The organism is Sulfitobacter donghicola DSW-25 = KCTC 12864 = JCM 14565 (genome assembly GCF_000622405.1).
Lineage (GTDB): Bacteria > Pseudomonadota > Alphaproteobacteria > Rhodobacterales > Rhodobacteraceae > Sulfitobacter > Sulfitobacter donghicola.
On record NZ_JASF01000001.1, the window covers coordinates 62,362 to 88,659 of the forward strand.

The 26,298-nt window shown below is 53.3% G+C and carries 17 protein-coding genes and 1 pseudogene; 11 read left to right on the top strand and 7 right to left on the bottom strand.

From position 1 onward, the window contains the following. Positions 1 to 10: 10 nt before the first annotated feature. Positions 11 to 1,720, bottom strand: a complete 1,710-nt coding sequence (locus tag Z948_RS0100240; RefSeq protein ID WP_025057578.1) for a coiled-coil domain-containing protein — start codon at positions 1,718 to 1,720, stop codon at positions 11 to 13. Between the two features lie 321 nt (positions 1,721 to 2,041). Here Z948_RS0100240 and Z948_RS0100245 point away from each other — a divergent pair, with 321 nt between their 5' ends. The 7 genes from Z948_RS0100245 to Z948_RS18355 all read left to right on the top strand — a co-directional run bounded on the left by Z948_RS0100245 (position 2,042) and on the right by Z948_RS18355 (position 13,331). Further along, positions 2,042 to 4,495, top strand: a complete 2,454-nt coding sequence (locus tag Z948_RS0100245) for a glycosyltransferase family protein (RefSeq protein ID WP_156023562.1) — start codon at positions 2,042 to 2,044, stop codon at positions 4,493 to 4,495. A 96-nt stretch (positions 4,496 to 4,591) separates the two neighbouring features. Next, a complete protein-coding gene (wecB, locus tag Z948_RS0100250) occupies positions 4,592 to 5,725 on the top strand; it encodes a non-hydrolyzing UDP-N-acetylglucosamine 2-epimerase (protein WP_025057580.1) in 1,134 nt (377 codons plus the stop codon). A gap of 199 nt (positions 5,726 to 5,924) precedes the next feature. Further along, entirely contained in the window at positions 5,925 to 8,771 is a 2,847-nt protein-coding gene (locus Z948_RS18350; RefSeq protein ID WP_025057581.1) for an FkbM family methyltransferase, read from the top strand. A 59-nt stretch (positions 8,772 to 8,830) separates the two neighbouring features. Continuing rightward, positions 8,831 to 9,817 (top strand): hypothetical protein, encoded by a 987-nt coding sequence (locus tag Z948_RS0100260; RefSeq protein ID WP_025057582.1) that lies wholly within the window; start codon positions 8,831 to 8,833, stop codon positions 9,815 to 9,817. A gap of 4 nt (positions 9,818 to 9,821) precedes the next feature. Further along, positions 9,822 to 10,865, top strand: coding sequence for a GSCFA domain-containing protein (locus Z948_RS0100265; RefSeq protein ID WP_025057583.1), 1,044 nt, complete (start codon positions 9,822 to 9,824; stop codon positions 10,863 to 10,865). Positions 10,866 to 10,879: 14 nt separating this feature from the next. After that, positions 10,880 to 11,398 (top strand): CatB-related O-acetyltransferase, encoded by a 519-nt coding sequence (locus Z948_RS19135; protein WP_052033262.1) that lies wholly within the window; start codon positions 10,880 to 10,882, stop codon positions 11,396 to 11,398. Next, positions 11,289 to 13,331 (top strand): FkbM family methyltransferase, encoded by a 2,043-nt coding sequence (locus tag Z948_RS18355; protein ID WP_156026485.1) that lies wholly within the window; start codon positions 11,289 to 11,291, stop codon positions 13,329 to 13,331. The genes Z948_RS19135 and Z948_RS18355 overlap by 110 nt, the downstream gene beginning before the upstream one ends. Before the next feature lie 45 nt (positions 13,332 to 13,376). Here Z948_RS18355 and Z948_RS0100275 read toward each other — a convergent pair whose 3' ends face one another. Both Z948_RS0100275 and Z948_RS0100280 read right to left on the bottom strand, forming a co-directional pair. Continuing rightward, the gene (locus tag Z948_RS0100275) at positions 13,377 to 16,769 is read right to left on the bottom strand and encodes a glycosyltransferase family protein (protein WP_156023560.1); all 3,393 of its coding nucleotides are present in this window, start codon (positions 16,767 to 16,769) and stop codon (positions 13,377 to 13,379) included. Between the two features lie 158 nt (positions 16,770 to 16,927). After that, entirely contained in the window at positions 16,928 to 18,631 is a 1,704-nt protein-coding gene (locus Z948_RS0100280; RefSeq protein WP_081784004.1) for a glycosyltransferase family 4 protein, read from the bottom strand. Between the two features lie 4 nt (positions 18,632 to 18,635). Here Z948_RS0100280 and Z948_RS0100285 point away from each other — a divergent pair, with 4 nt between their 5' ends. The 3 genes from Z948_RS0100285 to wecC all read left to right on the top strand — a co-directional run bounded on the left by Z948_RS0100285 (position 18,636) and on the right by wecC (position 22,384). Further along, positions 18,636 to 19,868 (top strand): hypothetical protein, encoded by a 1,233-nt coding sequence (locus Z948_RS0100285; protein WP_025057586.1) that lies wholly within the window; start codon positions 18,636 to 18,638, stop codon positions 19,866 to 19,868. 114 nt (positions 19,869 to 19,982) lie between these two features. Then, positions 19,983 to 21,110, top strand: a complete 1,128-nt coding sequence (gene wecB, locus Z948_RS0100290) for a non-hydrolyzing UDP-N-acetylglucosamine 2-epimerase (protein WP_025057587.1) — start codon at positions 19,983 to 19,985, stop codon at positions 21,108 to 21,110. A 17-nt stretch (positions 21,111 to 21,127) separates the two neighbouring features. Further along, complete coding sequence (gene wecC, locus Z948_RS0100295; protein ID WP_025057588.1) at positions 21,128 to 22,384, top strand: UDP-N-acetyl-D-mannosamine dehydrogenase; 1,257 nt, start codon at positions 21,128 to 21,130, stop codon at positions 22,382 to 22,384. A 391-nt stretch (positions 22,385 to 22,775) separates the two neighbouring features. On the opposite strand, the pseudogene Z948_RS0100300 reads toward wecC, so the two are convergent. After that, positions 22,776 to 23,795, bottom strand: a pseudogene (locus Z948_RS0100300) (IS110 family RNA-guided transposase); the annotation flags it as partial. A gap of 179 nt (positions 23,796 to 23,974) precedes the next feature. Between Z948_RS0100300 and Z948_RS19300 the strand changes: the two are divergent. Continuing rightward, positions 23,975 to 24,088 carry a transposase domain-containing protein gene (locus tag Z948_RS19300; RefSeq protein WP_025057590.1) on the top strand — a complete coding sequence of 38 codons (114 nt, stop codon included), beginning with the start codon at positions 23,975 to 23,977 and terminating at the stop codon, positions 24,086 to 24,088. 88 nt (positions 24,089 to 24,176) lie between these two features. Here Z948_RS19300 and Z948_RS0100310 read toward each other — a convergent pair whose 3' ends face one another. The 3 genes from Z948_RS0100310 to Z948_RS19105 form a co-directional block, all read right to left on the bottom strand. Beyond that, a complete protein-coding gene (locus Z948_RS0100310; RefSeq protein WP_025057591.1) occupies positions 24,177 to 24,854 on the bottom strand; it encodes an ABC transporter ATP-binding protein in 678 nt (225 codons plus the stop codon). A gap of 2 nt (positions 24,855 to 24,856) precedes the next feature. Next, positions 24,857 to 26,107 (bottom strand): KpsE/RkpR family capsule polysaccharide export protein, encoded by a 1,251-nt coding sequence (locus Z948_RS0100315; protein WP_025057592.1) that lies wholly within the window; start codon positions 26,105 to 26,107, stop codon positions 24,857 to 24,859. A gap of 6 nt (positions 26,108 to 26,113) precedes the next feature. Beyond that, a partial coding sequence (locus Z948_RS19105; RefSeq protein ID WP_211250461.1) for a hypothetical protein occupies positions 26,114 to 26,298 on the bottom strand: 185 nt, incomplete at its 5' end.

A 26,298-nucleotide genomic window follows, 5' to 3' on the forward strand; every position in this document is an offset into this window, starting at 1 on the left:
TTTGGCACCTTTATTCGACAGGATGCGCTGCGCGCCCTTCAGCTTTGCCAAATTGGATATAGTGTAGAAGGGCCGGTGCCCCGTTTTCTGTCACATCCGGATTGGCCAAATGATATTTCAGGCTGTCAAAATGGGGGCTGGGATTGCGTAGCTCATAAAGACCGTTCTGCACAAAGTGTCTCAATGGATCCTGATCTGCGATGTCAGGGTAGGTTGCTTTGTACCACTCGGCATCAAATAAATTGGAAGCAGCAACGAGTTCGTTGTCAGAGAGTAGTTTTGTGCGCGCTGCTTTGTAACTACGCACGGCCAAACGGTTGCTCAGTGCTTTGTTCAGGTTATCGTGGGCGCGTTTGAGTTTGTTGATCAAATTCTGATGCGCCTGTGTGACATTGAGTGTGCGGGCAAGCTCATTTGATGCCTGCTCTTTTTGTTGCAGTAGGTTCCCCAGCTCGGCAATCTCAGACTGACGCTGCGTGCTTATGGCTTCGTTCTGGCTCTGAAGGCTGCTGTTCTGAGCGCGCAGCGCGCCAATTTCTTCGCCCATAATGGCAAGTTCGGTGTCATTTGTCGCAGACGCCTCTTCGAGACGTCTTGTGACGGCCTTTTCCTGGGCTTTATATTTATCGCGCTCTTTTGTCACTGCGCTGAGCTTCGCGTCACTTTTGTCTTGAAGTGTTTTTAATCGGTGCTGGGCGCCAAGCAGGTTGGTTTTCGCTTTTTCCGTGATGCGTTCGCATTCTTTTTTCAAAGAATCCCGCTCTTTCACCAGCTTTGTGCATCGCTCTTCAAGTTCTGCCAATTTCTTTTGGGCCTCTTGTGCATGCTCTTTCTTTTCGGTTTCCATCTGGGCCAATTTTGCTCCGAGAAGAGTGATATCTTCAAAGCGCGCATCCAGTTTGTTTTGGAGTTTTTCTAACTGTTCCGTTTGTGTCGCAACACTGGTTTGGGTGTGCTCGGTGGTCTGGGAACCGATTGCATTTTGCAGGTTGAGAGTGCTGCGTGCAATTTCGCCCATGCGCATGAAGACAGTGCGCACAGTGCTGTAACCGCGCTGGCCAACCTTCATTTGACACAGGCGGTTCAACTGCTCCGGGGCCTTATTGCCGCAGAGCGCCATAACGACGCTCTTGGTTGCATCAAGAACAAAATACCCTTCACCTTGCGTTAGTTGGCGCGAAAAATCGGTGATCCCGGTGCCGCCTCCAACAAAGAGAATGGCTCCCCGATCGGACATTTTTGATATCCAGATCTGTTCTAGTGTGGTCCGAAGGCTATCGGTGAGGGCGACGTTTATGATCAATAAATCAATCTCGGCATTACCAAGAACATCTGTCACAGCTTCATTAGGACCAGATGTAAGGATTGCAAAATCACCATACTCCATGGCGTTCTGCGTCTCAATTTTGCTGAGATCCGGTGCTGGACCTGCGTCATTTAGAGGTTCATGGCCAAAACACATGCCATCCAGACTCAGTTTGTCGTACCCCTGACATACTGCAAAATGAGGGACTGGATCTGCGACGCCGAGTGTGACTGTAATTTGTGGGCGTAATGTTTCGGTAAGCCAGAACACAAAGGGAGTGAATTCAAGCGATTTGGACTCTGCGAGATGGCGCAGCCGCCAGAACAAAGAAGGTCGAGCAACAGGTGCCAGTGTGTCAAAATCGTAATTTTGCACATTGGTTTGAGAGGTCGTGCGCGTCACGGAGTTGGTCATGTGGTTTGGTATCCAGCGGGTGTATGGTTAGGTCGCTCGGTGCAGGCTGTGGGCTGTTTTCAGAGCGCTTTGTTGCGTATTCGAGTAGAGCGGATACCTAAGGGTTTTACGCCAGTCCATCAAGGGTCAATCTGGCAGGCCGCTGCTGCGCCACCGTAATTGTATCTGATTTCTAGGGTTGGCTCTTTAACACGATTGGCATGCCTACTAGAAACAACGATGTAGAGCTGTTATATTTTGAAAATCTGTTGAGCGAGAATATTAACCACGATGGGTATCATTGAAGATAGGGCTGTCAATATCTGCTCAGCAGTGCAAAATTTGGTTGCTCTCGACAGAGAAGCTTCTGCACGCGAACTGATCGAGTATGCGCTACCTGCTGGCGGGAGCCGTTTCTATAATACGAGCTTTGCCCTCAGCGCAGTTGACAGTAAATCTGCAAAGGTCGCGACCTTGATCAAGGAACGCCTTGATGTGCTGTCAAAATCTAGTGCTGACCGCACCTTTTTGAATGAGTACGCCCAGAAAATATCGCTACTAGAGGCTGATGAGTTCAATTCACCTGTGTCCTATCTGGACCAGATTGCGCAGGCCGGTTTTGAAGGCTGCGATGTTCTGATTTATGCTGACATAGATCTCAATACCGTCGACGGATCTGCAATCTGGTTGGCCTCAATGGCAAAAATTGCGGCGTGCGATGGGCAGGTTATTTTGCTCTCTAAGTCGCGGATCAAGCGGACGACTGTGATCGAGCCGTTGATATCAGATCCCAATGTTCTGATCCTGACACCAGCACATTTTGGCCACGCTGGCGATCAGATGGCCCTGAGCATCTGTGTAGAGCATTTGCGCAGTCTCGACCATGCATTGCCGCGGTTGCGTCGTCTGGTGTTGCGCGGCATGGCAGGAGCCTTAAAAGTATTTGAAACTCGGCAGTTCTATAAGCGCGCTCTGATCTATCTGACCGATATTTACAGCCATACAGACAAAGGCATCGAAATGCGGCCGGGTGCTCGGCGCAATGTTGATATGTTGGCCCGCCAATCAGCAGGATTCCTGGCCCAGACGGAAGAAATTGCCGCTGTCCTGCGCGGTATGACAAACGTGCCTGTTCCGGTTGAGCTATTGCCGCCGCCTGTGTCTGAAGGGTTGCTTGAGGGTGCCGGATCCCGCCTTGTAAAAGACGTACCGGCGACAGGTCCGATCAAGATCGGATATGCAGGTAAAATTGCCCCGCAATGGGGCATCTTGGATCTGGCAGAATGGGTGGCGCGGGCGCAAGCGGGTGGTCTTAATATAGAGTTGGTTATTATCGGCGATAAACTAAGCGGAGCGCTGACCGCAGCGGAAAATGCCGAATTCAAGCACAAAATTGATGCGGCGCTGGCGCGCGTCGGTGCAAGGCGTCTGGGTGCGCTCGACCGTAAGACAACGCTTGCCGAGATGGCGCAAATGGATTTTGCATGGTGCTGGCGGCCCGCGGCCTTCGAAGAGCATACCTTGGAGCTGTCGACCAAAATGGTTGAAGGTGTGATATCGGGCCAGCGTTGCATCGCGTTTCCCAGCCCGATCAATGCCAGAGTTCTGGGTGCTGATTATCCGTTCTTTGTGAGCAATTATGGTGATTTCAAAGCCATGTTGATGGCGGATCGTGTGGCGTGTTCCGAGGGCCTCAGACAGGTGTTGTACAACAGGCACGCCATTCCGAGGATCAGTGAGCGTCTGAGCGACAGCCTGCGCCCTCCCAAGCTGTTTTTAAACCCCAAAACGGTCGGGTTTGCGGGCCATGATTTCAAATTCCTGTATCCGTATTATTCACAGCTAAAAGCCGATGGCGTGCCGTGCTATCTGGATCCGTGGGAATGGGGTGCGATCGGGGACGAGGACGTATCGCGGCGTGTTCTTGCGGCCAGTGACATCATTTTTTGTGAATGGGGACTGGCCAATGCGGTGTGGTATGCGGATCACGTGCCCGACGATAAAAAGCTGGTGGTGCGGATGCATGCGCAAGAGGTGCGGCCAACGGCAATGCGGTTTGGCCGGGCGCTCGGTCATGGGCGTGTGGATAGCTTTGTTTTTGTGACGGAGTTTGTGCGCGACAAGGCTGTTGAGCTGTTTGGCATAGACCGCGGCAAAACCACTATTTTGCCGAATTTTGTGCTGGATACCGAATTTTTGCCAGAGCCGAAATTTACCGACTGCTCTGTTGTACGGTTGGGAATGGTTGGCATTATTCCGTCTCTCAAGCGGTTTGACCGGGCACTGGACCTGCTGGAGCTGTTGCTGGAGCAGGGCGTGCAGGCGTCTTTGTCTGTGAAAGGTCCTCGCCCTGAAACCTTGGCCTATATGCACAGCGGTCACCGTCTCAAGGAGCTTGAAATATATCACGATATATATCCCCGTTTTGAAGAAGGTGGCCTTTTGCACGGGCATGTCTATTTTGAGGATTGGGGGAATGATGTTGCGCAGTTTTACAGTGGTATTGATGTGATCTTGTCACCCAGTGACACTGAGAGTTTCCATTATGCTTTGGCGGATGGTGTCCTGTCTGGATGTTTCCCGGTTGTCTGGCCATGGGAGGCGGCAGACCGTGTTTATACACCCGACTGGATTGTCTCTGATGTGGTTTCGGGAGCTGCGAGAATAAATGGCATGCTTGGAAAGAGCAGCGTAGAGCAACAAAAAATTGCGGCTTCTAACCGTCGGCTGATTGTCGATCGCTATGGACATCGTTCCATTTTTAAGGGGCTGGACACTGCTATTTTTGATACTTAATACTCTGAAAAGCATGGCTAGCCGGTGCTAGAGTGTGGTTTCGTGCTCAAAACGGATCGATATGTACATTAGATTGAACTGGAGATCAGGCAGACCATGCAAGTTAAGCAACCCTGTAAAATTCACCTTCTTGCAGCCGCGCGGCCCAATTTTGTAAAAATTGCACCCCTGTATATGGTGCTCAAAGAACAAAGCTGGTGTGAGCCTGAGATTATATATATTGCCCAGCATCCGCCGGGACCGATGACAACCAGCATTGCCGAAGAACTGGGTATCAGCTGGATAGACCATATTGTCGAGGTGGGCAGTAATGGCGATTTCGGTGCGCGGTTCGGTGCGATCATAGACGGATACTCTAAACTGGTTCAATCGGAACGGCCTGATATTGTGCTGGTAGCGGGGGATGTGGACACATCGCTGGCGGCTGCACTGACAGCAAAACGGTTGGGCAACATCCCCGTAGCCCACCTTGAGGCGGGATTACGTTCTTTTGACCGCAGCATGCCCGAAGAGGTGAACCGGATCTTGATTGACGCGATCAGTGACATCTGGCTGACCCCGGGCGACGATGCCACACAGCGCCTGACCCATGGTCAGTCGCGCCCCGAAGAGCGGGTGCACACGGTCGGAAATATTATGATCGACAGCCTTATCAAGGTGCTAGACCCTGCACGGGGGGCAAAGCAATGTGCCGGTCTCGGGCTTGCCGAGGGGGAGTTTGCAATTGCCACATTCCATCGCCCCGCAAACGTGGACATGCACGATGATTTGAGCGCTGTTCTGGGCCTGTTGCGGTCTGTTGCGGACATATTGCCGGTTCTGGTGCCGGTCCATCCACGGCTGGCGCAAAACCTCAAACGGCTTGGGCTTGAGGGCCAACTGATCCACGATAACCTGATCATCACCGAGCCGTTGGTCTATGGGGATTTTATCAACCTGGTGGCCAAATCGCGTATGGTGCTGACGGATTCAGGGGGTATTCAGGAAGAGACAGCCTATTTGGGCATCCCGTGCTTTACATACCGCAACAATACAGAGCGCCCCGTAACGGTTGCCAATGGCACCAACCGTTTGGTCAACCGATGGGATGCCTTACCCCAAATACGCGGATTTGTAGCACGTGATGAGACAGGCAACCGACAACAGCGTATTGCGATCCCGCTTTGGGACGGATTGACGGCCTATAGAACTGCTAACGCGCTGCATGCATGGTGGAGCGGAGTTTCTTGACCTTCTTGCCTTCAATGACCGGTAGCCAAAGCCGGGTCCGACAGCAAATTTCTTGATAGGGTGAGAACATCGATATTGGAAAGCTCGTTTATGATATGGTCAGGCCGATTTTAGCCTGATGCCGTGTAAGTTATAACAACTAAAAATATTTCAGATTAAGCTATGCTGCTGAAGATAATTATGTGAAGAAGGAAGAAACATGAATCCTAAAGCCGTGATCACATATAGGGGTACTAAATTCCAATTCATCGGGAATGCCGATGAAGCTGTGTTCAAGGAAATTTCCGAGACAGGGAAATTTCCTGAAATCGACCTGTTGGAAGAGCTATGTTTGATTCCGCTGCGCCCCGGTGTGATTGTCGATGTGGGTGCAGAGATCGGTAGCAGTGCTGTTTTTTTGGGGCGGTACTGCGAGCGGGAGGTTATCGCCTTTGAAGCATCTGTCGAGGCGGGTAAATATCTTTTAGAAAACATTGATCTAAACGGGTTGGGAGGGGAAGTTACGATCCGCAATGGCGGTTTGAGCGATGTGCCTAAGTGGATTGATCTGCAATCAGCAGAAGGGCAGCCTAAAAGAGAGATTTTCTGCCGTCCGCTCGACAGTGCGTTGCCGCCGGGTACCGCGGTTTCAATCATTAAGATACACCCCAACACCGACGAAGTCGAAGTGCTGCTCGGAGCGACTACCATCCTGACTAAACACCGGCCAGTTGTGGTTGTTACGATTGATGATATGGATGTACTCGCGTCTGTCATCAGAATACTGACGCCCAACAACTATGCCTGTCTCAAAAATACGGGTGACAATAATACCTATATTTTTGTCAACAGAGCCTATCATGCCTCTGCTTTTGAGATGAATTATGTTCTTCAGATCAAAGATTTGCGCGCGCGTCTGCAAGAAGCTGGACCGGACGAGGCAGCCACCTTGCGCGAAAACCGTTTTGTTCTGGAAGTGGATCGGGTCAAACAGATCAACCGCACCTACAATAACCTTTTTTATAACGCACAAAAACGGATCAAGGAATTAGAGAGTGCTTCCGAAGACAGGGTGGCGATGGAGCAATATTTTAGGGATGAACTGCAGTTGGCACATGGGGCGTACAGTGATCTGTTTTACAACAGTGTCTCCGAAGACAGCCGCCGCGGAATAACCCGTCCGTCACAGTTGCGGGCGGGTTTTGAAAACCGCTTGCACCATAAAAAGACGGAGCTGGCCAAGAAAAAGACAACGCCGCCGCGGATCGGCGCGCCGCCTTATCTATGCGAAGATGTGGAAATCGACAAGCCGGTACGTATCGGGATTGCTGCTATTCCTGGGCGTATCAAATCCCTGCGCGCTACAATCGAAAGCCTGCTGCCGCAGGCAGATGAGATCTATGTCAGCTTGAACGGTTTCGAGGAAATTCCCGCCTATGAATTTTCAGGCAAGGTCAAGTTGGTGTTGTCTGAAAACGTTGGTGATCTGGCAAAGTTCGGGTTTTTGACGGACGACTTTGACGGGTATTATTTCACCTGTGATGATGACATCATCTATCCGCCCTATTATGTACAATCCATTGTCTACTACCTCCAGAAATACGGTGGCAGGATTGTTGCAGGCTGGCATGGATCAGAAATCCTGACACCTTTCGAGGATTATTATACTGCCTCTTCGCGTCGTGTGCGTACATTTGGGTCGTATCAGGCGACCGAGCATATCATGCATGTTCTAGGCACGGGGTGCATTGGTTTTGACACGACATATGTGCGTCCCGAGATGTCATTATTCCAGACGCCGAATATGGCGGATATCTACTTTGCCCTGTTCGGACAGCATAACCAGATTCCGTTCTTGTTGGTTCCACATGACCGTGGAGAGGCGTTGAACGCTGCCCACATGAATGACAACGACGACAGTATTTCAGGCCTGTCGATCAAGAAGTCGGGTGCCCAGCTGGATGTTTCGGCTTTAACCAACACTCTTGTCGGCGCGCATGAGTGGGAAAAATTTGTACCCGTTATGCCAAACGCAGCAGGTGACGTTTTTTCTCATGAAACCAAGCCGTTGCGCGTGTTGTTTTTGGGTCGTGTTACCCCTGAAATTTGGGCGAAGGGCGGTATTTTTGCTTCTTGCATGTTGATGATCCGCCAGCTGGAAATGATGGGCTGTCAAGTGGAGGCTGTTGAATTGGAAGGGCCGTCGGAAGATGTTGTGAACAGCCTGACAGGTACGTTCGACATTGGCTTCGTTTATGGCGGGGATATGATCTCGCGCGACTTTTTTAATGTGCAAAAACTGATACACGACCGGACGCCGCGGAGCTTCCCGTTGTTTTTCAATCTGTCCTACAATCTGGAGGAAAGTCGTACACTGGAGATAGTGAGCCTATCTGAACAACTCTCGCCGCAAGACGGCTTGTTTGTCTTTACCGAAGCGGCCAAGACTGAACTGGGCGGACGTACAGGGCGTCCCGTGATAGTGGTGCCAAAAACCATCCGTGAGGATGTCTGTAACTGGCACGGGGGTGTTCCCTACGAGGAGCGTTCGGGTATCTTCTGCGGCGATATCTCGAAGCTGTCTAATCCTGATCTTGCACCGGAAGCGGCAGCATGGATTGATGCGGCGGCACAGGCCTTTGGCCGCGAGAATGTCACGCTGGTGTCGCAATACAAAATCGACCAGGTGCCCGAGTTCTTACAAGGTATCACAATTGTGCCGCACCAGAAAGACATCCATGAAGTAATCGGCACGCACCTGCTGTACGCGCATTTCAGCCCGTTCTGCACCTTTGAGATGTTACCGCTGGAGGCGGCCTATGCGGGCACGCCGGTTCTGTATATGGACATGCCGCAATCGCTGAACGAATATTTGGGTGACAGCGGCATTTGTGTGCATACCCCGCAGGATTTGATTGTGTCATCGCGTCTGCTGCAAACACATGAGGAAATGTGGACCGCTTACCGCGAGCGTGGACAGGCCAGAGGCACACACGCCGACTGGCGCAGCCGCGCGTTTGATTTGCGCCGTGCCATAGACGCCCATCTTGCACAACAAGCTGTTTGAGATCATGCTGCCCAATCAAAATAAGCCGCTCCCAAAGCCCTAGCCCAAAGGACAATACCTTGACCGACCAGACGCTTTCCACAGAACAGATCGATCTGTTCGGCACCCCGTTTGCAAAAATACCCTTGAGCGAAATTACCAAGCACAAAAGCCCGTTCGTTGTCTCATATGATGACCTGAATGTACCAGTGTACTATAGGGCTGGAACAGGTACCGATCTGATTATCTATTTTCATGGAGCAATTACGAGGGTGGGGCCTCCACTGCCACGATTTCAGGGGATTTTGCATGGGCACAAAGAGGCGCATCATTTGTCGATTTCTGATCCGACGTTGCTGATGAGTGCGGGTCTGACATCTACTTGGTATCAGGGATCATCACAAAGTGATGTACCTGCAATCCTTGCCCGAATGATTGCCGCGGTGAAAAAACGGCTGGGGATAAAGAGAAGCATTTATATTGGAGCCTCTTCGGGAGGGTTTGCGGCATTGGATCAAGGGTTTCGTGATTCCGGTAGTGTTGTGATCGCAGCCAACCCGCAAACCAATCTCAAACGTCATCATGAAGTAGTTGTGAAAAACTATTATAATGAGTTCTGGAGTGCAGAACTGAGTTTCCAAGACTTTTTGCAGATGAATCGACTTAATTTGCCTGAAACCTATAGAACCAAGACGCATTCTAAAGTGATATACATACAGAACACATCAGACCGGTTCCATTATTTTAACCATTATGTTCCTTTTGTTTCAACATTCCCTCAAACACGTAATTTTATCGCTGATGTAGGATTCTGGGGGGTTTTGGATCATGCAAACTCTGCGCCCTTTAACGAGACGGTCAAGCTTTGGCTGGATGCGGCACTGATGTCGGAAAGCTGTGATGCTAACGATATCCTGATGAACAAGCGCCAAATGGATCTGGAGCGGCTGTCCGCTACTGCACCTGCCACAGAGGGGCGCAGCGCCGGCGTCAAACCGCTGCCCACTGCCGATATTGCGATGACCAAGCGTATCCGTGACTGGCAACTGTCCGAAAAGAAGGTGTGAGCAGATGAGCAAGACAGATAACCCGTACCGCGACCTGCCCGAACGGGCGTTTTGGCGCCGTGCTGTGGCTGATAAACACTATGTTGACATGGACGGGTTGTGGGACCCGATCGAGCTGTCGTTGACGGACCGGATTGCCACCGCCGGCAGCTGTTTTGCCCAGCACATCGGCAACAACCTTGCGGCGCGCGGGGCAAACTTTGTCGATTTTGAACCGGCCCCCTCTTATTTCCGCGATGATGCCGAGGCGCGGCGCTTTGGCTTTAAGGTGTATAGCTGCCGCTATGGCAACATCTATACCTCGCGCCAGTTGTTGCAGTTGTTTCAAGAAGCCTTTGGCGAGCGGACACCAAAAGAGATTGTCTGGGCCAAGGGCGACAGGTTTTATGATGCGTTGCGTCCGGGCACCGATCCCGTAGGACAAGCCAGCGCGCAAGACGTGCTTGATCTGCGGGCGCTGCACCTTGCTGCTGTGCGCAAGATGTTCGAGGAAACCGACCTGTTTGTCTTTACGATGGGTCTGACCGAAGGCTGGGAAAGTGTTGAAGACAACACGATGTTCCCTGTGGCCCCCGGCACAATTTGCGGCACGTTTGATGCGGATAAATACCGCTTTCACAACCTGACCTATCCCGAGATCCGCGAAGACATGGAAGCCTTCCGCACCGCCTTGCACAAGGTGAACCCGAATGTGCGTATTTTGCTGACTGTTTCGCCTGTGCCGCTCACGGCGACGGCCACGGGGGGGCATGTGCTGCCTGCGACAATTTATTCGAAATCGGTTCTGCGTGCCGTGGCGGGCGATCTGGCCAATGCCCATGAAGATATTGCCTATTTCCCTTCCTATGAAATCATCCAATCGCATCCGTCTATGGGAATGTTCTTTAACCCCGACAAGCGCACGGTGAATGCTTATGGTGTTAACTATGTCATGACGCATTTCTTCCGCGATATGGAAACCTTTTCGGGGGTGACGGCGCAGGACGAGGAAGAAGTTGAGCTGATCTGCGAAGAAAAGCAGCTTGATCCGATCAATCACCCTGGCTGAGGATATGAATTAGTATGCCCCCCGTCCGCGCACCCAAGGTTATAAAATGTAGCGGCAACTTTACGTTGTTTGCCGAAGACGAAACAACGGTTGCCCTCAGCGAGTTGGGGGGCGCTGCATGGCTCGGGTTTGGCAGCTATGTGGGCGCGGGCAGTGCCATACGTAGTTATGTCGAGATTGGACGCTATTGCAGCATTGGGCGTGATGTCAGTGTGGGGCTGGGTAATCATGATCTTACTGCCACCTCCACGTCGCCATGGTTTCCTGTACGCAATGATCTCGAAATGCCGCTGGCCCAAAAAGAACCAGCGCGCAGGGTTCTAATCGGGCATGATGTCTGGATCGGGGACGGGGCAAAGATCGTTAGCGGTGTGACCATCGGGACAGGGGCGATGATTGCCACAAGTGCCGTGGTCACCAAAGATGTGGCCCCTTACGAGGTTGTGGGGGGGCATCCCTGCCAAGACCATCAAGAAACGCTGGCCTGCCAAGACCATCAAGGCGGTACTGAAAAGCGAATGGTGGGAATATGATCCAGTGGCTCTGCACGGGATCTATGATCCTGACCCGGAGGTGATGCTGAAAAACCTCAAGACGCTTGATCCTGAAAAGGACCGCTACGCTTATAATTATCACAAGATCACTGCCGCCGAAGTGGCCGCCAAAGAGGCAGCAGATGTGGCACGGATCGCGCGCAATAAGGCTTCGGCCGAACGAATTTCGATTACGCCGGAGGCAGCGGACCTGTCGGATGTGAAACAACAGCTTGTGCCGGGCAGTTACCGTGCCGACATCACACTTTCCAGGCCGGTCGAGGAAGACGGGCTGATGTGGTTGATCTGTTGTGGCGACACCGTGCTACAACGGCGCATCCTGACACGGGGTGATAAGGCAAAATTCGTCTTTTTCCGGCTGCCCGAGGTCGACGGCCCTGTGACCATGCGGGTGCAGGATGCCACGGAGGAGACCTATAATATTGCCACCGACAAGGTGCTTTTGAGCGAGGTCGATTTTCAGGATATCAACGCGCGGTTCAACTTTACCGACGAGACGGTGGTGGCGTGTATTGCCAGCTATCCGGCGCGGCGCGAACTGTTGCATCAGGCGATTGCTTCGCTGATCCATCAGGTGGATCACGTTTGTGTTTATCTCAACGCGTACCGCGATGTACCTGACTATATTCTGGACTGGGCCGCCGAGGGCAAGCTGAGCTATATCGTTTCTTCCGAAAACAGCCTGCGGGCGGCGGGTAAGTTTTATTGGCTGGACCAGCCGGGATATTTCCTGTTGTGTGATGACGATATTCTGTATCCGGCGGATTATGCGTTGACGATGCGTACCCATATTGACGGTCTGGGGCGCAGGTCTGTAGTGGGCCTTATGGGCGTTTTGTTCAAGAAGAATGAAAAGGGCTATACGGTGCGCGATGGCTATACCGCGTTTAATGCCGCTCATGACGAGACCCGTCGCACCCATCTGTTGGGGACGGGCGTGATGGCACTGCACTCGGATGCACTCGAGCAGATGGATATTGATCTGTTGTTGAGCCGCCCCATCGACAATGACGAAGTTTTTGCGGTGGAAGCGCAACGGTGCGGCGTGCCATTGTGGAACATTGCGCGGGCGGCAGGGTGGGTCAAACCCAACCTCGATATGCGCTATGGTATCCGCGAGGAAGTTGCCCTCAACCCACTCAAGAACAAAGACCGGATTGCCTTGTTATCGTCGGTGCCTGTCTGGCCCGAGCTTGATCCTGCTCCGGTGACGGCGTTCATCCCCAATGCAACAGCACTCGAAGCGTTCGAGAAGGCCGTGGGCACATTGGCAAAGCGCAGCGAGGTGCCGCTGGTTGCACTGCAAATCGGGGCCTGTGACGGGAGCCAGTTTGATCCGTTGATCGGGCTTGTGCGTGCGCACAATCTGCACGGCACGTTCTTTGAGCCGGTTCGCCATCTCTTTACCGCCTTGCAGCAAACCTATGCAGATCAACCTGATTGCGTCTTTGTAAATATGGCTGTCACCGAGAAGACAGGCAGCGCCGAAATCCGGTTGGTGGATCCCGAGGCCATCGCGCGCGGCGATGTGCCTGATTGGTCGGTCGGCCTTGGTACGCTCAAGCAGGATAGTAACGCCATTGACGGTGCAGGTGGTGTGGCGCTGGAAACAGTGGCAGCAATTGCCAAACATACTATTACCGAAAAGATTAGCACGTTGTCATTCGGGGCCTTGGCCCAGTGGTATGGCAAAGACAGTGTTGATGTTCTGGTTACTGATGCCGAAGGCTATGATGCCTTTTTTCTGGAGCAGATCGCCACAGGTGTGATGCGACCCAAGATCATCCTTTCCGAGATTATGGTGTTGGAAAAAGACCACGTTACCGAATTGCGCAACGGGTTGATAAACTGCGGCTATATCGTCATCTGTAGCCGCGAGCACCTTTTTGCAACGCTGGTTCCTGATGCGTAACGGGACAGGGACCCGAGGCGGCCCCTGTTGTTGTGATAAGAGTGGTCAGGCGCGTGCGATCAGCTCGAGTTCGCGTGCGATTGTCTGCTCGAAGCCTGATTGTGCGCGGACGCGGGCGCTGGCGGCTTTTGACAATTCCGTGAACAAGGCGGGATCGCCGTAGAGCCGCTCGATGGCATCCGCCAGCCCGAAGTAGTCTTCTGCGGGGGCAAGAATACCGCAGGTGTCATCGACAAATTCTGGCACGGCGGCGACGCTGCTGGTTACGGGCACCAGACCCGATGCCATGGCTTCGTCACGCGATACGCCCTGGCTGTCCATGCGCGTAGGGTTCAGGAAAATACCGTATTGTGCGTGAAGGGTGGCGATGTCTGCATGGCTCAGGAAGGTCTGTTGCAAGGTGACATTTGGCATATCGCGCAACGGTTCGGTCACGCTCTCGAAGAGGGGGCCGTCGCCGACAAGGCGAAAGGAGAGGTCTTTGAAAACCGGCCGTCTGGACAGCTCCAAAATCGCCTGCACGCTAAGATCATTGGCATAGGTGGTCGATGAATAGGGTCTGATTGACAGAACCTGACCGGCCTGTGCCGCCGTCTTGGGCCGGTAGGAAAACAGATCGGTGTCGATGTGGTTGTGGATGACGGACCAGCGCCCCTGTCGAGGGGCGGTCCCGACATCGGCGTTTGCCTCGGTGCGCAGGGTCTCGGAGACGAACACCAGATGCAGGTTGGCGGAGGGATGGGCAAAGATTTTCTGCCACAGCTTGAGCCGCTCGTTGGCGAGCTTTTTCTTGCGTTCGATTTCGGGGGCAGTGAGGGTTGCAAACTCGTAGGCGCGGCGTTGCCAGCCCTGGATCTCGGCACCGTGAATCCACACGGTCACTTTGACGTGGTCGAGATGTTTCTGGAGCACTTCCCACATCTGGCGGTCAATCAGATGCACGAGCACGTGTTTGTAGCGTCCGGTGGCCAGTGTGGCATCCAGAAGCTGTGCATCGCCGGAGGCGATATCGATATTTTCAAACTCGTCATAGGTTTTCACGATGTTGGGATTGATACGGAACACATCGACCCCCACGCTCTGTTGGCGGTATCCGCGCACGCGGCTGTGCAGGAACCCGTATTTATACAGATCATCATAAGACGGATATTGTTTTGTCAGCACCAGCGTATCTGACGGGCCCACAATAACCAGTGGTAGTGTGGCATCCGTGCCAAAGCTGATCTCACTCAAGGTCGCCTCTCCGTCTCCTGTCAGGCGTAAGCCAAAGCGCAGTCTTGTGCATTCAGTTGGGATGGCCAGCGTGCTGCTGCCGCCGTGTGCAAGCATCGAGTGGCTGATTTTTTTATCTGCGGCATCGTAGAATTCGACCACCAGACGGGCATCTGCGGTTGTGTGCTCCATCTCGAAGTTAATTACACTTTGGTCTACGAGGTTCAGTGTCTCACGGGTGTATTTGTTCTTGATCCATACATAATGTGGCCCGTTGTTGGGATCGGCCGTAAAGGCAAAACGAACCAGATCGCCTTCAAGCGTTTTCGTCATAGGCGAAGATTTGGAGATGACACTTCCCTTATGGACTTCAGCTGCGGTGAGAGTTGGGAAAGGTGTCGCGCGTGGCTTTCTGCGGGTCTCGCCGGCGGGCAAAACCGACGCGGCCTCATAGAGGGATTCAATCTCGATACCCTGAAAGGGGATATCCAGATCGGCGGCCCACGCGATTGCAGCCTCAACGGTTGCGCCTTGCTTGCAATAGTTGAACTCATCCAGGGCGAGCATGGGCACATCAGGGGCGCCGCACTCACCGGATGTATCAAAAATTTCGGCAATCAGATCTCGGGTCATATGGGCGCTTTTGAGAAGGCTGGCGCGCAGCGGTATACCTTGGGCAGGGCGATAGCGCTTCGCCTCGTTTACCAGAATGGTTTCACCCTCTGCCTGAAGGTAATGGCAGGCTTTGCCGAACCCCTCAGCATCGCTGTAGGTCATGGCGAGCTCAAGATCGGTCAGGTAGTTTGGCCCATAATGATCTCGTGGGTGCCATGCGCCGAACAGGGTGGTGCCAGAACGCGCCTCTAGCGCTTGGGCGATGAGGATATCGGGATGTCCCGAGAGGGTTACATTCGGCACTTCGATGCCGTCGGTATCAATGCCGGATGTCAGCAGGTAAAGATGCGCTGCTTTGTGGGATTGTGCCTGAAAACTCTTGATGGTGTTTTTGATATCGCGTCGCGCAGTGATGGTCGCAAACAGGGCAATGTGCGGCTCTGTCTGGACGGTTGCATCACCACTGATGCACGAGAGGATAAAGTCCATGCGGGCGCGGTAGGTGTGCTGTTGCATCACCTTGCGCAAACCTGCGAGGCGGAATTTGCGATAGACGGTGTCATCTGCTGTCAGCACATCAAGCCGTTTACGTAACTGGCCGGGATTATCCGAGCACAGTGCAAGATCGCCAAACAATGTACGCACCCCGCGCGAGAAGTTGCTGACCACAACTGTATTGGATGCCATCAACTCGAACACGCGGCGAGCAAACATGGTTTGCGATTGCTTGATCGTGTTCATGTTGATGCCGTAGCGGTATTCCTTGTAGGCACGGTCAATCTCGGAGAAGGGAAGACGGCCCAAGATCATGGGGCGATATTCTGGCGGAAACATGTAGTGCGGGTGGGTGCCGCCATGGTTGCGGTCATAAATATCGACGGGTCGGAATTCACGTACGGTGTCTATGAGTGTCGCAATATCGCGCTGGCGTTCCGGATATCGCAGGTAGTAGGAGCCTGCAAAATTAAAGGCATCCTTGCGCTGGAAGGTTGCTATGGGGTTATGGGATACAGGCTGTGCTGCAAAAGGCAGCACAAAGACGCGGTCATGCCCCAACGCTTGTTTATAGGCCGGAATACAATCGATATCTGTGGTGAAGACATAGTCGCACAGGCGGGCGGTTTCCAGAAACCCAGTAAAGTGTACGGGATCTTCTTTATTCCAGAAAATGGAGGGCGTTTGTGTTTCGCGGCACCAGTCGAGGACGGTGCGTAACTCTTCCGAGACGTTCGAGACCTTCTGGTTCCAGACCCCTTCGTTACCATGCCATGCGGATTCAATGAAAACAAAGTCCGGCGCGAAGTTTTCCAGCTGCGTCTTAGCTAAATTTGGCAGCAGCGCCAGGAAAATACATTCAGGTTTGTAACAGGCAGTTGTGAATTCGTCCATGATGCCGGCCACACGCGGTTTGCGGGCCTGTGCGTTCAGGGTAGGCAGTCTGGATTTCTCGAGCTTGGCCAGTGCGTCGTAATCTTCTTGGGCCTCATACCGCTTTACAAGCTCTTGATGAGCCGCTTTCGCAATATCGCACTGATCACCCTGCGCGGCGCTGTCCCTCAGAGCTTTTAGAATACTGGGGGTATTCAGATGCTGCGCCGCAGTTTGCAACAATTCCGTGCGCCGGTGAACGCGCCCGTATTTGCCCAGCACATCTGCAGCGACCGCCAGACCTTTGCCAAGACGGTCTTTGGATAGGGATGAGGTGGGTTTTTGCAAAGTTTTGTCAGTCACGAGTGATACCCTATTTTTAAATTCTTCTTAGTAAGTCGTTAATAAAGGTCTTCAAATATATTAATGATACTTTTCCAGCTCCGCTTCGTCTGCACCCAAGTGTGACCAGTCTGACCTAATCGCCTGCGTAATTCAGGGTCTTTGAGCAGCTTTCCCAACACATCGCAAAGACTCTCTGGAGCATCCGGCGCAAATGTTAGGGCGGTTCTTCCGGGTGCGACCATGTCATGTAGCGCACGGACGCGCGAGACCGTAACTGCACATTGCATGGCCATGGCCTCAAGAGGTTTCAGCGGGGAGACCAGCTCGGTCACGGGGGTGGATTTGCGCGGAAAAGGGGCGATGTCAATGAGGCTGTAATACGCGGGAATTTCCGCTGGGGAAACCCGTCCGGGCATAACGAGCCTGTCGGTCAATCCATGCTTTGATGCCAGGGCGTGCAGCTGGCTGGTGACCGGTTGGGTGCCTGCGGCGGTGGGCGCTTCGGAGCCCACCAGCAACAGCCGGAAATCATGGCCCTGCGCGCGCAATCCGCTACAGGCCACCATCAGATCGTCAAGGCCCTCATAGGCGGAAAACGAACCGACATAGCCGATCACTGGCACAGCGTCGGGCAGACCTAGCGCTGTGGCCAGTGTATGATCGCGTGCGCGTGGTGCGAAGCGGTCTGTGTCGCAGGCATTGGGGGCAATGCGAATGCGCTCGGGCTCGACACCGCGTCCCACAAGGGCATCGCACATGGGTGTGTTGAGGGTGACAACCTTATCGGCAAAGCAGGCCAGACTCGTTTCGATTAGCGTCTCCAGTCGGCCCATGATTGTTGTTGGATATAGCGGATCGCGTGTGGCGTGGGTGACATCCCAAAAGCCGCGAACCTCGTAGATGAAGGGGAGGCCTGCCGCTCGGGCCGCAAGGCAGGCAGGTAGCGCTGTGATATGGTTCGAGGCGGCCATGACCACGGCGGGGCGATGTTGTGCGATCTGCCGCAAGATGGGTTCTGCTGCGGCCTCGAGGTAATTAACTGAGGCATGGGCAAGATGTTCGTGGGGCGCGGGGGGCATGGCAGTCCGGCGTGGCTTGGAGATGTGGTGATAGGTGATGCCGTCGCTTTCTGATGTTGCTGCGGCCTCCAGCGGTTGTGGCAGATCGTGGGGAAAGCCAGGGCGGGTGATGCAAACCATATCACCGCCTGCGGCCGCATATGCACGGGCAATGCCGTGGCTGCGCAGGGAGTATCCGTCCGACGTATGGGGCAGCGATTTGTGCAAGACATAGAGTATACGGTTAGGGATGGGGGGCTGTTGAGGTGCTGTTACCGTCCTGTCCTCCAGCCGCTCAAGGAGCGCCGCCATACGCAAGGGTCCCGCGCGCAGAAATGCGATGTGCGCGCGGCCCTCCGCTGTGGCGTGGGTGAGCGCCTCGAGGCGCTCACAAGCCAACGCCATCATCTCCATATTCAATGTGGTGAGAGCGCCATCATAAAGCGTTTGCCAGCCGTCGGCGGAGGGTGCCAGTTCACAGGACTCAAAGATCAGCCGCAGCCCCATCTCAGCATGGTTTGCTTGTAGCAGTTGACGGCCTGCTGCCATCAGGCCTGCCGCTGTGGAAGAGGGGGGGAGGTGTTCTGGCATAGGGGCACAATAGGTGAGGGGAGCGGGTAGTACAACGTGATCAGCGTTGTCTGATGGCTTGAAGTGTTTGTGGATGTTATGGCACACGGGAGGGATTACATAAGAAAGCATTCATATGTCCACTTCGCACGATCTTTCTCTTGTTAAGAATATTCTTGCCGATTTTGCCGTGTCGCAGACAAAGAGCAAAGACGTTTGGAAAATTCGGATGGGCGGCGCAGATGTACTCATGCTGGCCGAAGGTTTTGATCGGGTGCAGGATTCGGCTCAGGGTTTTCTGGTGGGCTTCTCGGGCGCTATTGCCAATGTTCAGGAGACGTCAGGCCCCTATTTTGTCGGACAAAGCATTGCCAAGACTCTGAAGGTGCCGATTTTGTCATTTTCTGATCCGACGATGGAGCGTAATCCTAGCCTCTCGTTGGGGTTTCATGCAGGCAACAATAAGGTGCGTAAATTACCTGTGCATATGGGGCGGGCGATTAACTGCTTTACCGAACGATTGGGGCGCCCTGCGGTGTTGTTTGGTGGGTCTGGTGGTGGATTTGCCGCGCTGAATACTTTGCAGCATTGTGGCCCTGCAGATCGTGCGGTCGTGTGGAACCCTCAAACGTCGATTGCGTCGTATGATTGGCCTGCTTTTCGCGCTTATGCACGCGCTGCATTTCCAGGCATTGCTGCCGGGTTTGACTTGAAGAACGACTCTAGCGCACCAGCTCTGGAAGCGGAGATAAGCAAAACCGGATGTGTGATACGGCTTGACCCTTCAGCGAAGCGCGGACAAGTTTTATATTTTCAGAATGCCTCTGATCGGCATCACATGACGCAGCATATGGCACCGTTTTGCGAAGCTAGTCCCGTACAACGTGTAGAGCAAAACGCTGTGTCGTTACCTGCGCAAAACCTGCATGTCTGCGTCGGGAACTGGGGTAAGGGTCATGCCCCTTTGCCGCGTGATCTTGTGTTGCACAGCTTCAAGGGCATGTTGGCGGGCAGGTCGACAGCTCAGGTGCAGCGAGAGGTGATGAAGAAGATGGATCCTGACCGCCATGCGCCGGCACTGGCGATGGTGGATGAAATAAGGCCGCAGGATGTGCAGATCGACACTGTCCGTACCCCGGGGATAGAGGTTTCTGTGGCGCCTCAGGGTGTGTTTACCGGAGGGTTGCAATATGCTTTTTACTTAATGGTGGAAGGGCAGCGTGTTGACATGCGGTGGTATGATGCCAAACCCGAATGGTTCAGCACAGTTGTCGGCCAGAATATGTCAGATGATGTGCAAGTGCATGTTTTCCTGCGTGATTCTTTTGGACGCAAAAAGCGCTTCAATGTTCCTATGCAGAAGGCGTAGGTGTTTGCTTCCAGCAGGCTCTGGTTGTGCTGTCGAGGACGGGCCTTCTAAGTTGCATTTGGATCTGAAAAGTTTATTACGTTCTTTTAACGCTTTTACAGAAGGAAAACGCATTTGAAGGTCCTTATTGTTTTTGGTACGCGCCCAGAGGCGATCAAGATGGCTCCTGTCGTCAAGCGCTTGAAAGAAAAGCCCGAGCTTGATGTCCATGTCTGCGTTACAGGTCAGCACCGTGAAATGCTTGACCAAGTCCTGGCTCTTTTTGACATTAAGCCAGATTTTGATTTGAACATCATGAAGTCAGGGCAGGACCTGACGGATATCACTTCTCGTATTTTGTTAGCGCTGCGCGATATTCTCAAAGACGGTAATTATGACCGTTTGCTGGTGCATGGTGATACGACCACCACAATGGCCGCAGGGCTGGCTGCGTTTTATGCGCAAGTGGCGGTTGGTCACGTCGAGGCGGGACTGCGGACGGGGAACATGTATGCTCCTTGGCCCGAGGAAATGAACCGCTCTCTTGTTGGGCGGATTGCAGATATGCATTTTGCGCCAACCAATACGGCACGTGACGCGTTGTTGGCCGAAAACGTCAAACCCGAGCATATTATGGTGACCGGCAACACTGTCATTGACGCACTCAAGGATGTGGTCGAGCGTTTTGACCATGATGCTGATCTGAATGCTCAGATGGCAGCACGTTTTCCGTTCCTGGATACCAAGCGCCCGCTGGTGCTGGTTACAGGTCACCGGCGTGAAAATTTCGGACAGGGGTTCGATAACATATGCCATGCGCTTAAAGAGATCAGCGATGGATCGGATGCGCAGATTGTCTATCCGGTACACCTCAACCCTAATGTACAAGAACCTGTGAACCGCATTCTGGGGGATGCGGGCGATGTGCATCTGATCGATCCGCAGGATTACCTACCGTTTGTGTGGTTGATGCGCCAGTCACGGATCATCATCACCGACAGCGGCGGTGTGCAGGAAGAGGCGCCCAGCCTTGGCAAGCCGGTGCTGGTGATGCGCAATACCACCGAGCGCCCCGAGGCGGTGGATGCCGGTACTGTTTTGCTGGTTGGCACCGATGGCCAAAAGATTGCCCGTGAGGCGCTACGTCTGTTGAGCGATACAACTGCCTATGACCAAATGGCGCGTGCAATGAACCCCTATGGGGATGGTCACGCCGCAGACCGCATTGCGGATGCACTGTTGGCAACGATTGATAAAAGTTGAATTTTAGGAACAAGATTATGTTTAAACGTATCTCAATGGTTGGTCTGGGCTATATCGGCTTGCCAACAGCGGCGCTGTTTGCTGCCTATGGCACACGGGTGATTGGTGTAGATGTATCGCCCCATGTGGTGGACACGATCAATCAGGGCGAGATCCATATTGTTGAACCTGATCTGGCGGGCATCGTGCAAAAGGCCGTTGCCGACGGAAAGCTAAGCGCAACATTGACGCCCGAGCCTGCCGATGCCTTCATCATTGCTGTACCGACGCCGTTCAAAGCGAATTACGAGCCTGACCTGAGCTATATCAAATCGGCGGCCGAGATGATTGCGCCGGTATTGGAAAAGGGCAATCTGGTCATTCTGGAAAGCACGTCCCCCATCGGTGCGACTGAGCAGATGGCCAAATGGCTGGCCGCTGCGCGCCCCGATCTGAGCTTTCCGCAGGATGGTGGCGAAGGGGCGGATATTCAGGTGGCCCATTGCCCCGAGCGGGTGTTGCCGGGTCATGTAGTGCGCGAACTGGTTGAGAATGACCGCATCATCGGCGGGATGACGGGACGCGCCTCTGAGATGGCTGTGGCGATGTACAAAATTGTTGTGCAGGGCGATTGTGTAATTACAAACGCGCGTACGGCCGAGATGTGCAAGCTGACCGAAAACTCCAGCCGTGATGTGCAGATCGCCTTTGCCAACGAGCTGAGCATCATTTGTGACAAGTTCGATATCGACGTCTGGGAGCTAATCTCTCTGGCCAACCGACACCCACGTGTCAACATTTTGCAGCCCGGTGCAGGTGTGGGCGGGCATTGCATTGCGGTAGATCCGTGGTTCATCGTGTCGTCGGCACCCGAAGAGGCCAAGCTGATCCATGCGGCGCGCGTCGGCAATGATGCCAAGCCCAAGTGGGTGTTGCAGAAGGGCCGTGAGGCGGTGATAGATGTGTTGTCATCTGATCCATCGCGCGCGATGGCGGACATCAAGGTGGCCTGTCTTGGGCTGGCATTTAAGCCTGACATTGACGATCTGCGCGAAAGCCCTGCAATGCTGATCACTCATGATTTTAGTGATCTGGGTTGTCAGGTGCTTGCCGTAGAGCCGAACATTGAAAAGCTGCCCGCCAGCTTTGGGGGGAAGCCGGTGACGTTGGCAACGCTGGATGACGCACTTGCGCAGGCCGATGTGATCTGTGTGTTGGTCAAACATCGCGAATTTATCGACCTGCGTTCCGTTATGCCTGAGGGTAAGCCCTTGGTCGACGTCGTAGGATTGTAAGGTCAAGCGCTGTTATTTTCAACGGGCGTTGAAGAAATTGGGTAATGGGCCGGGGAGGCCCGTTACCCATTGTCATATGGCGCGACTGTGCGAGTGGTGTGTTGAAAATATGTAAGAAAAAACCGGTGAGTGTGGGCACAAATCCCTAATTTGCTGGAGTTCTTCCATGTCTGATACATCGCCCGTTCTATAGCTGCCGCTGATCCAGCCTTCGCAGGCCCAAAAACACGTCACTCATAACGAAGCGATCGATGTGCTGGATGCGCTTGTGCAGGCGGCGGATCAATCCACGCCACCCGCAATGCCCACATCGGGCGATATGTACATTGTCGGCGTCTCTCCGACAGGTGACTGGACGGCGCAGGAGAATGCGCTGGCGCGGTACTCGAACAGCACTTGGCGGGTTTTGGTAGTCCTCTTGTTTCGTCACCATGGCCCACAGGCCGCGAGCCATTTTATTCGCTAATGCAACGGCGACCAGCATACGGGGTTTGCGTTCCAACATGGAGATTAACCAACCGTTATGTGGCTTTCCGAAGCGCTCAACGGCCTGCAGAACAGCCATTGCTCCAGATATCAGCAGCCGTCGAATGTCACGCTGGCCCATTTTTGATGTCTTACCAAGGCGAGGCCTGCCGCCCGTCGAGGTCTGCTTGGGAACCAAACCCAGCCATGCGGCAAAATCCCGACCTCGGCGAAAGCAGTTCAGGTCAGGCGCAAAGGTTTCTATGGCCAAAGCCGTGATTGACCCCACGCCCGGCATGGTCTGGGCACGACGTGCCGCTTCAGCTTCTTTGGCGGCACCCTTCATCTGTCGATCCAATGCTGCAATCTGAGCACTGAGGTCTTCAATCTGGACGATATATACTTTGGCGAGTTCTCGAACGCCTGCCGGCAAGCCAACGGTCTCATCCGTTACCGCATCGGCCAAACGTTTAACCTGAATAGCGCCTTGTGGTGCAACAACGCCGTGCTCAGCTAGATGGCCACGCAATGCGTTGATTGTTTGGGTGCGCTGACCGACAAACATTTGTCGTGTGCGAAACAGCATGGCACGTGCCTGCTGGGCTTCGGACTTGAGTTCTACAAACCGCATGGTCGGTCGTGATGCCGCTTCAACGATGGCTTCGGCGTCCGCAACATCGTTTTTTTGCCGTTTGACGAAAGGCTTCACATAGTTTGGTGCAATCAATCGCACGGTATGTCCAAGCTTCTCGAACTGGCGGCCCCAGCTATGCGCAGTCGCACACGCCTCCATCGCAACGATGCAGGCGGATTGTTGGCTCATAAACGCAAGACGCTGAATACGTGTCAGTTTTTTACGAAAAACAACTGTTCCATTGGCGCAAGCCCCGTGAAGTTGAAACACACGCTTTGCAAGGTCTATGCCGATTATGGCGACTTCTGACATGGATACTCTCCCTTTGTTGATGCTTTCTGAAACACCACATTGGCACACTACGATGCCGGTTGGTCGGGGGCATCCACGCCATCAACAAAGGAGACTGACTATGCCCCGCCCGGCAGGGTTATGCGAAGCATGATCCCGAGAGGGGACTGAAACGGACGGACGAATTCCGCGCTGATGCGGTGCGTATCGAGCCTCACAGCTATCTGCCCGGCATCCTGACAGCCATTGCTGGCGGGCACAAACAAACCAACATCAACGAACTACTGCCCTGGAACTACGCCAAGCCCGTGTGACCGGCGCACCGCTTACGTAAAAGCGGCCTCGTTTGCATTGGCATTTTGTGCCTATTGATCCGTCTGTGATAGGCTGCGAAGCTTCCAATTAGCGCATCCAGGGCGGCAGCGCCCCTTTCATGATGTGGTTGTAGTGTTCAATGGCTTTCTCTACGCGCGCATAGTAAAAAAAACGACCGTTTTGCAGAACCACACCTGATGAACACATACGCTCGAGTTGTGCAAGAGAGTGAGATACGATGATGGCGCCAGAGGACTTGAGGCGTTCTTTGAGAATGGCTTCACTTTTTGCCTTGAAGGCGCCATCCCCTACAGCGGTGATTTCATCTATCAAGTAGGTATCAAATTGGACGGCCATAGACATAGCAAAAGCAAGCCGTGATTTCATACCCGAAGAATATGTGCGTACGGGGATCTCAAAGTGGGCCCCGAGTTCTGAAAATTCGCGGGTAAAGGCGCACATTTCATCGGTGTCGGCACCATAAATGCGGGCCACGAATTTTACATTCTGTGCACCGGTTAGGTCTCCGTGAAATGACCCTGCAAAACCTACAGGCCAAGAAACAGAGCCATGGGGGATAATCTCTCCGCGGTCACTGGCTACCGAGCCCGCAATCATTTTGAGCATTGTAGATTTGCCCGCCCCGTTGGAGCCTATTAGTGCAACAGTCTCTCCTGCCGGGAAGGTGAAGTTGATATCGTTTGCTATGACCTTTCGGACCCCGTTCAGAGTATAAGCTTTATGAACATTTTTCAGTTCGATCATTTTTAGCGCCTGTCTCGTACCGAATAGTAAATAAGGACACCGATACACCAGATCAGAAGCAGGAAAAATCCAGTTACAAGACTGAAAATCGCCCGATTCGGATAGCGCGAACTTTGCGGCAAACTGGGTTGAGTATAAGGTGTGAGATAGCGGCTTTGCCTGTCCGCTTCTGCCAATGCTGTGTCTAGTCCGGCTTGGGCTTTAAGATAGGTCTGTTGTGCATATTCCAGATCGACGGTCAGCCGCTCGAACTCTCCGGCAAGCCGTGAGAAGTTGAGGGTGCCGCCTTCGTTTTCCCCGACGGAACCAAATTGTAAGCGCTCAATCTTGATCAGGTCTCCGATAACCTCGATCCGGCGACGCTCTGAGGTGATGCGACGGTCGTCCTCGGCCAATCCATCTTGCAGGAGCAGGTTGAGGTTAACCTTTGAAATTGCCAACTGCTCCTCCAGAGAATTTAGGATACCGATCTGGCCTTGCATCGCTGCTTCCAGATTGATTGTCTGGTTTTTGGAGCGGAATTTAGTCAGGCTTTCGCGGGCGTCGCGTAACCGCTTAAGCGCAATGTCCAGATCTATTTGTGCGTAACGTGTGTTGTTATTGCGCGCGGTGGCAGACAAGCGATTAATCAGCAGAGAGCTTTCTTCGACAATATGTTTGGCGATCGTCTGTGCGTCTTCTGGCCGGAAGGCATGCACCCGCAATTCGATCAAAGCAGTTCCTTGATCGTAGTGCAGTTCCACCATTCGTTGCCAGTATGTTACTAGGTCTTCTATGTCACCACTTGGCTGAAAGGCGAACACAGGATCGAATGCTGGCTGTGTATAAACGTCAACGAGGTCGACTTTAGACATGATCCGCTCAACCATATCCTGACTGTGGATGAATTCGTTCAAAATATCGGTGTCTGTAGATGAAGTGCCTGAAACACTGGACAGGCTCCCTAAAAGGTCCGCTGCAGAACTTAACTCTTCCGAGCGCACAGCAAAGCCAGTTTTGGAAACATACTGATCCGAAGTAATGAAACAGAGGTAGAGTAAAGTGAGCGCCAAGGGTACCAGTACCACCAGTACAAATGAAAACAGTATCCAGCCATGGCGTTTGCGCGGGCGCGCAGCGGTTGCACCCAGAGGGACTCTTTTCACGGCAGGCCCTGCTGAGGCCGATTGTTTGGAGGGGGCTTTAGTAATCTTGGATGTCCTTTTGAAGATGAATTCGTGCACGCCACTTTTCGGCAGCACACCTTGATCCATGTTGCTTTATGCCTCATTATGCAAGAAAAAACAGCCTGCTATCTCGCGAAGATAATGGGTGTATATATGCAAGGCTTTCATGACCCAAGCAGTATCTCGACCCGATGCGCCTGACCTTCCTGCAGGAGTGCGGCTGCCTGCAAAACGACGGTTTTCTTTTGCGCGCTCAATCGGCGCACTTATTTTGCGCG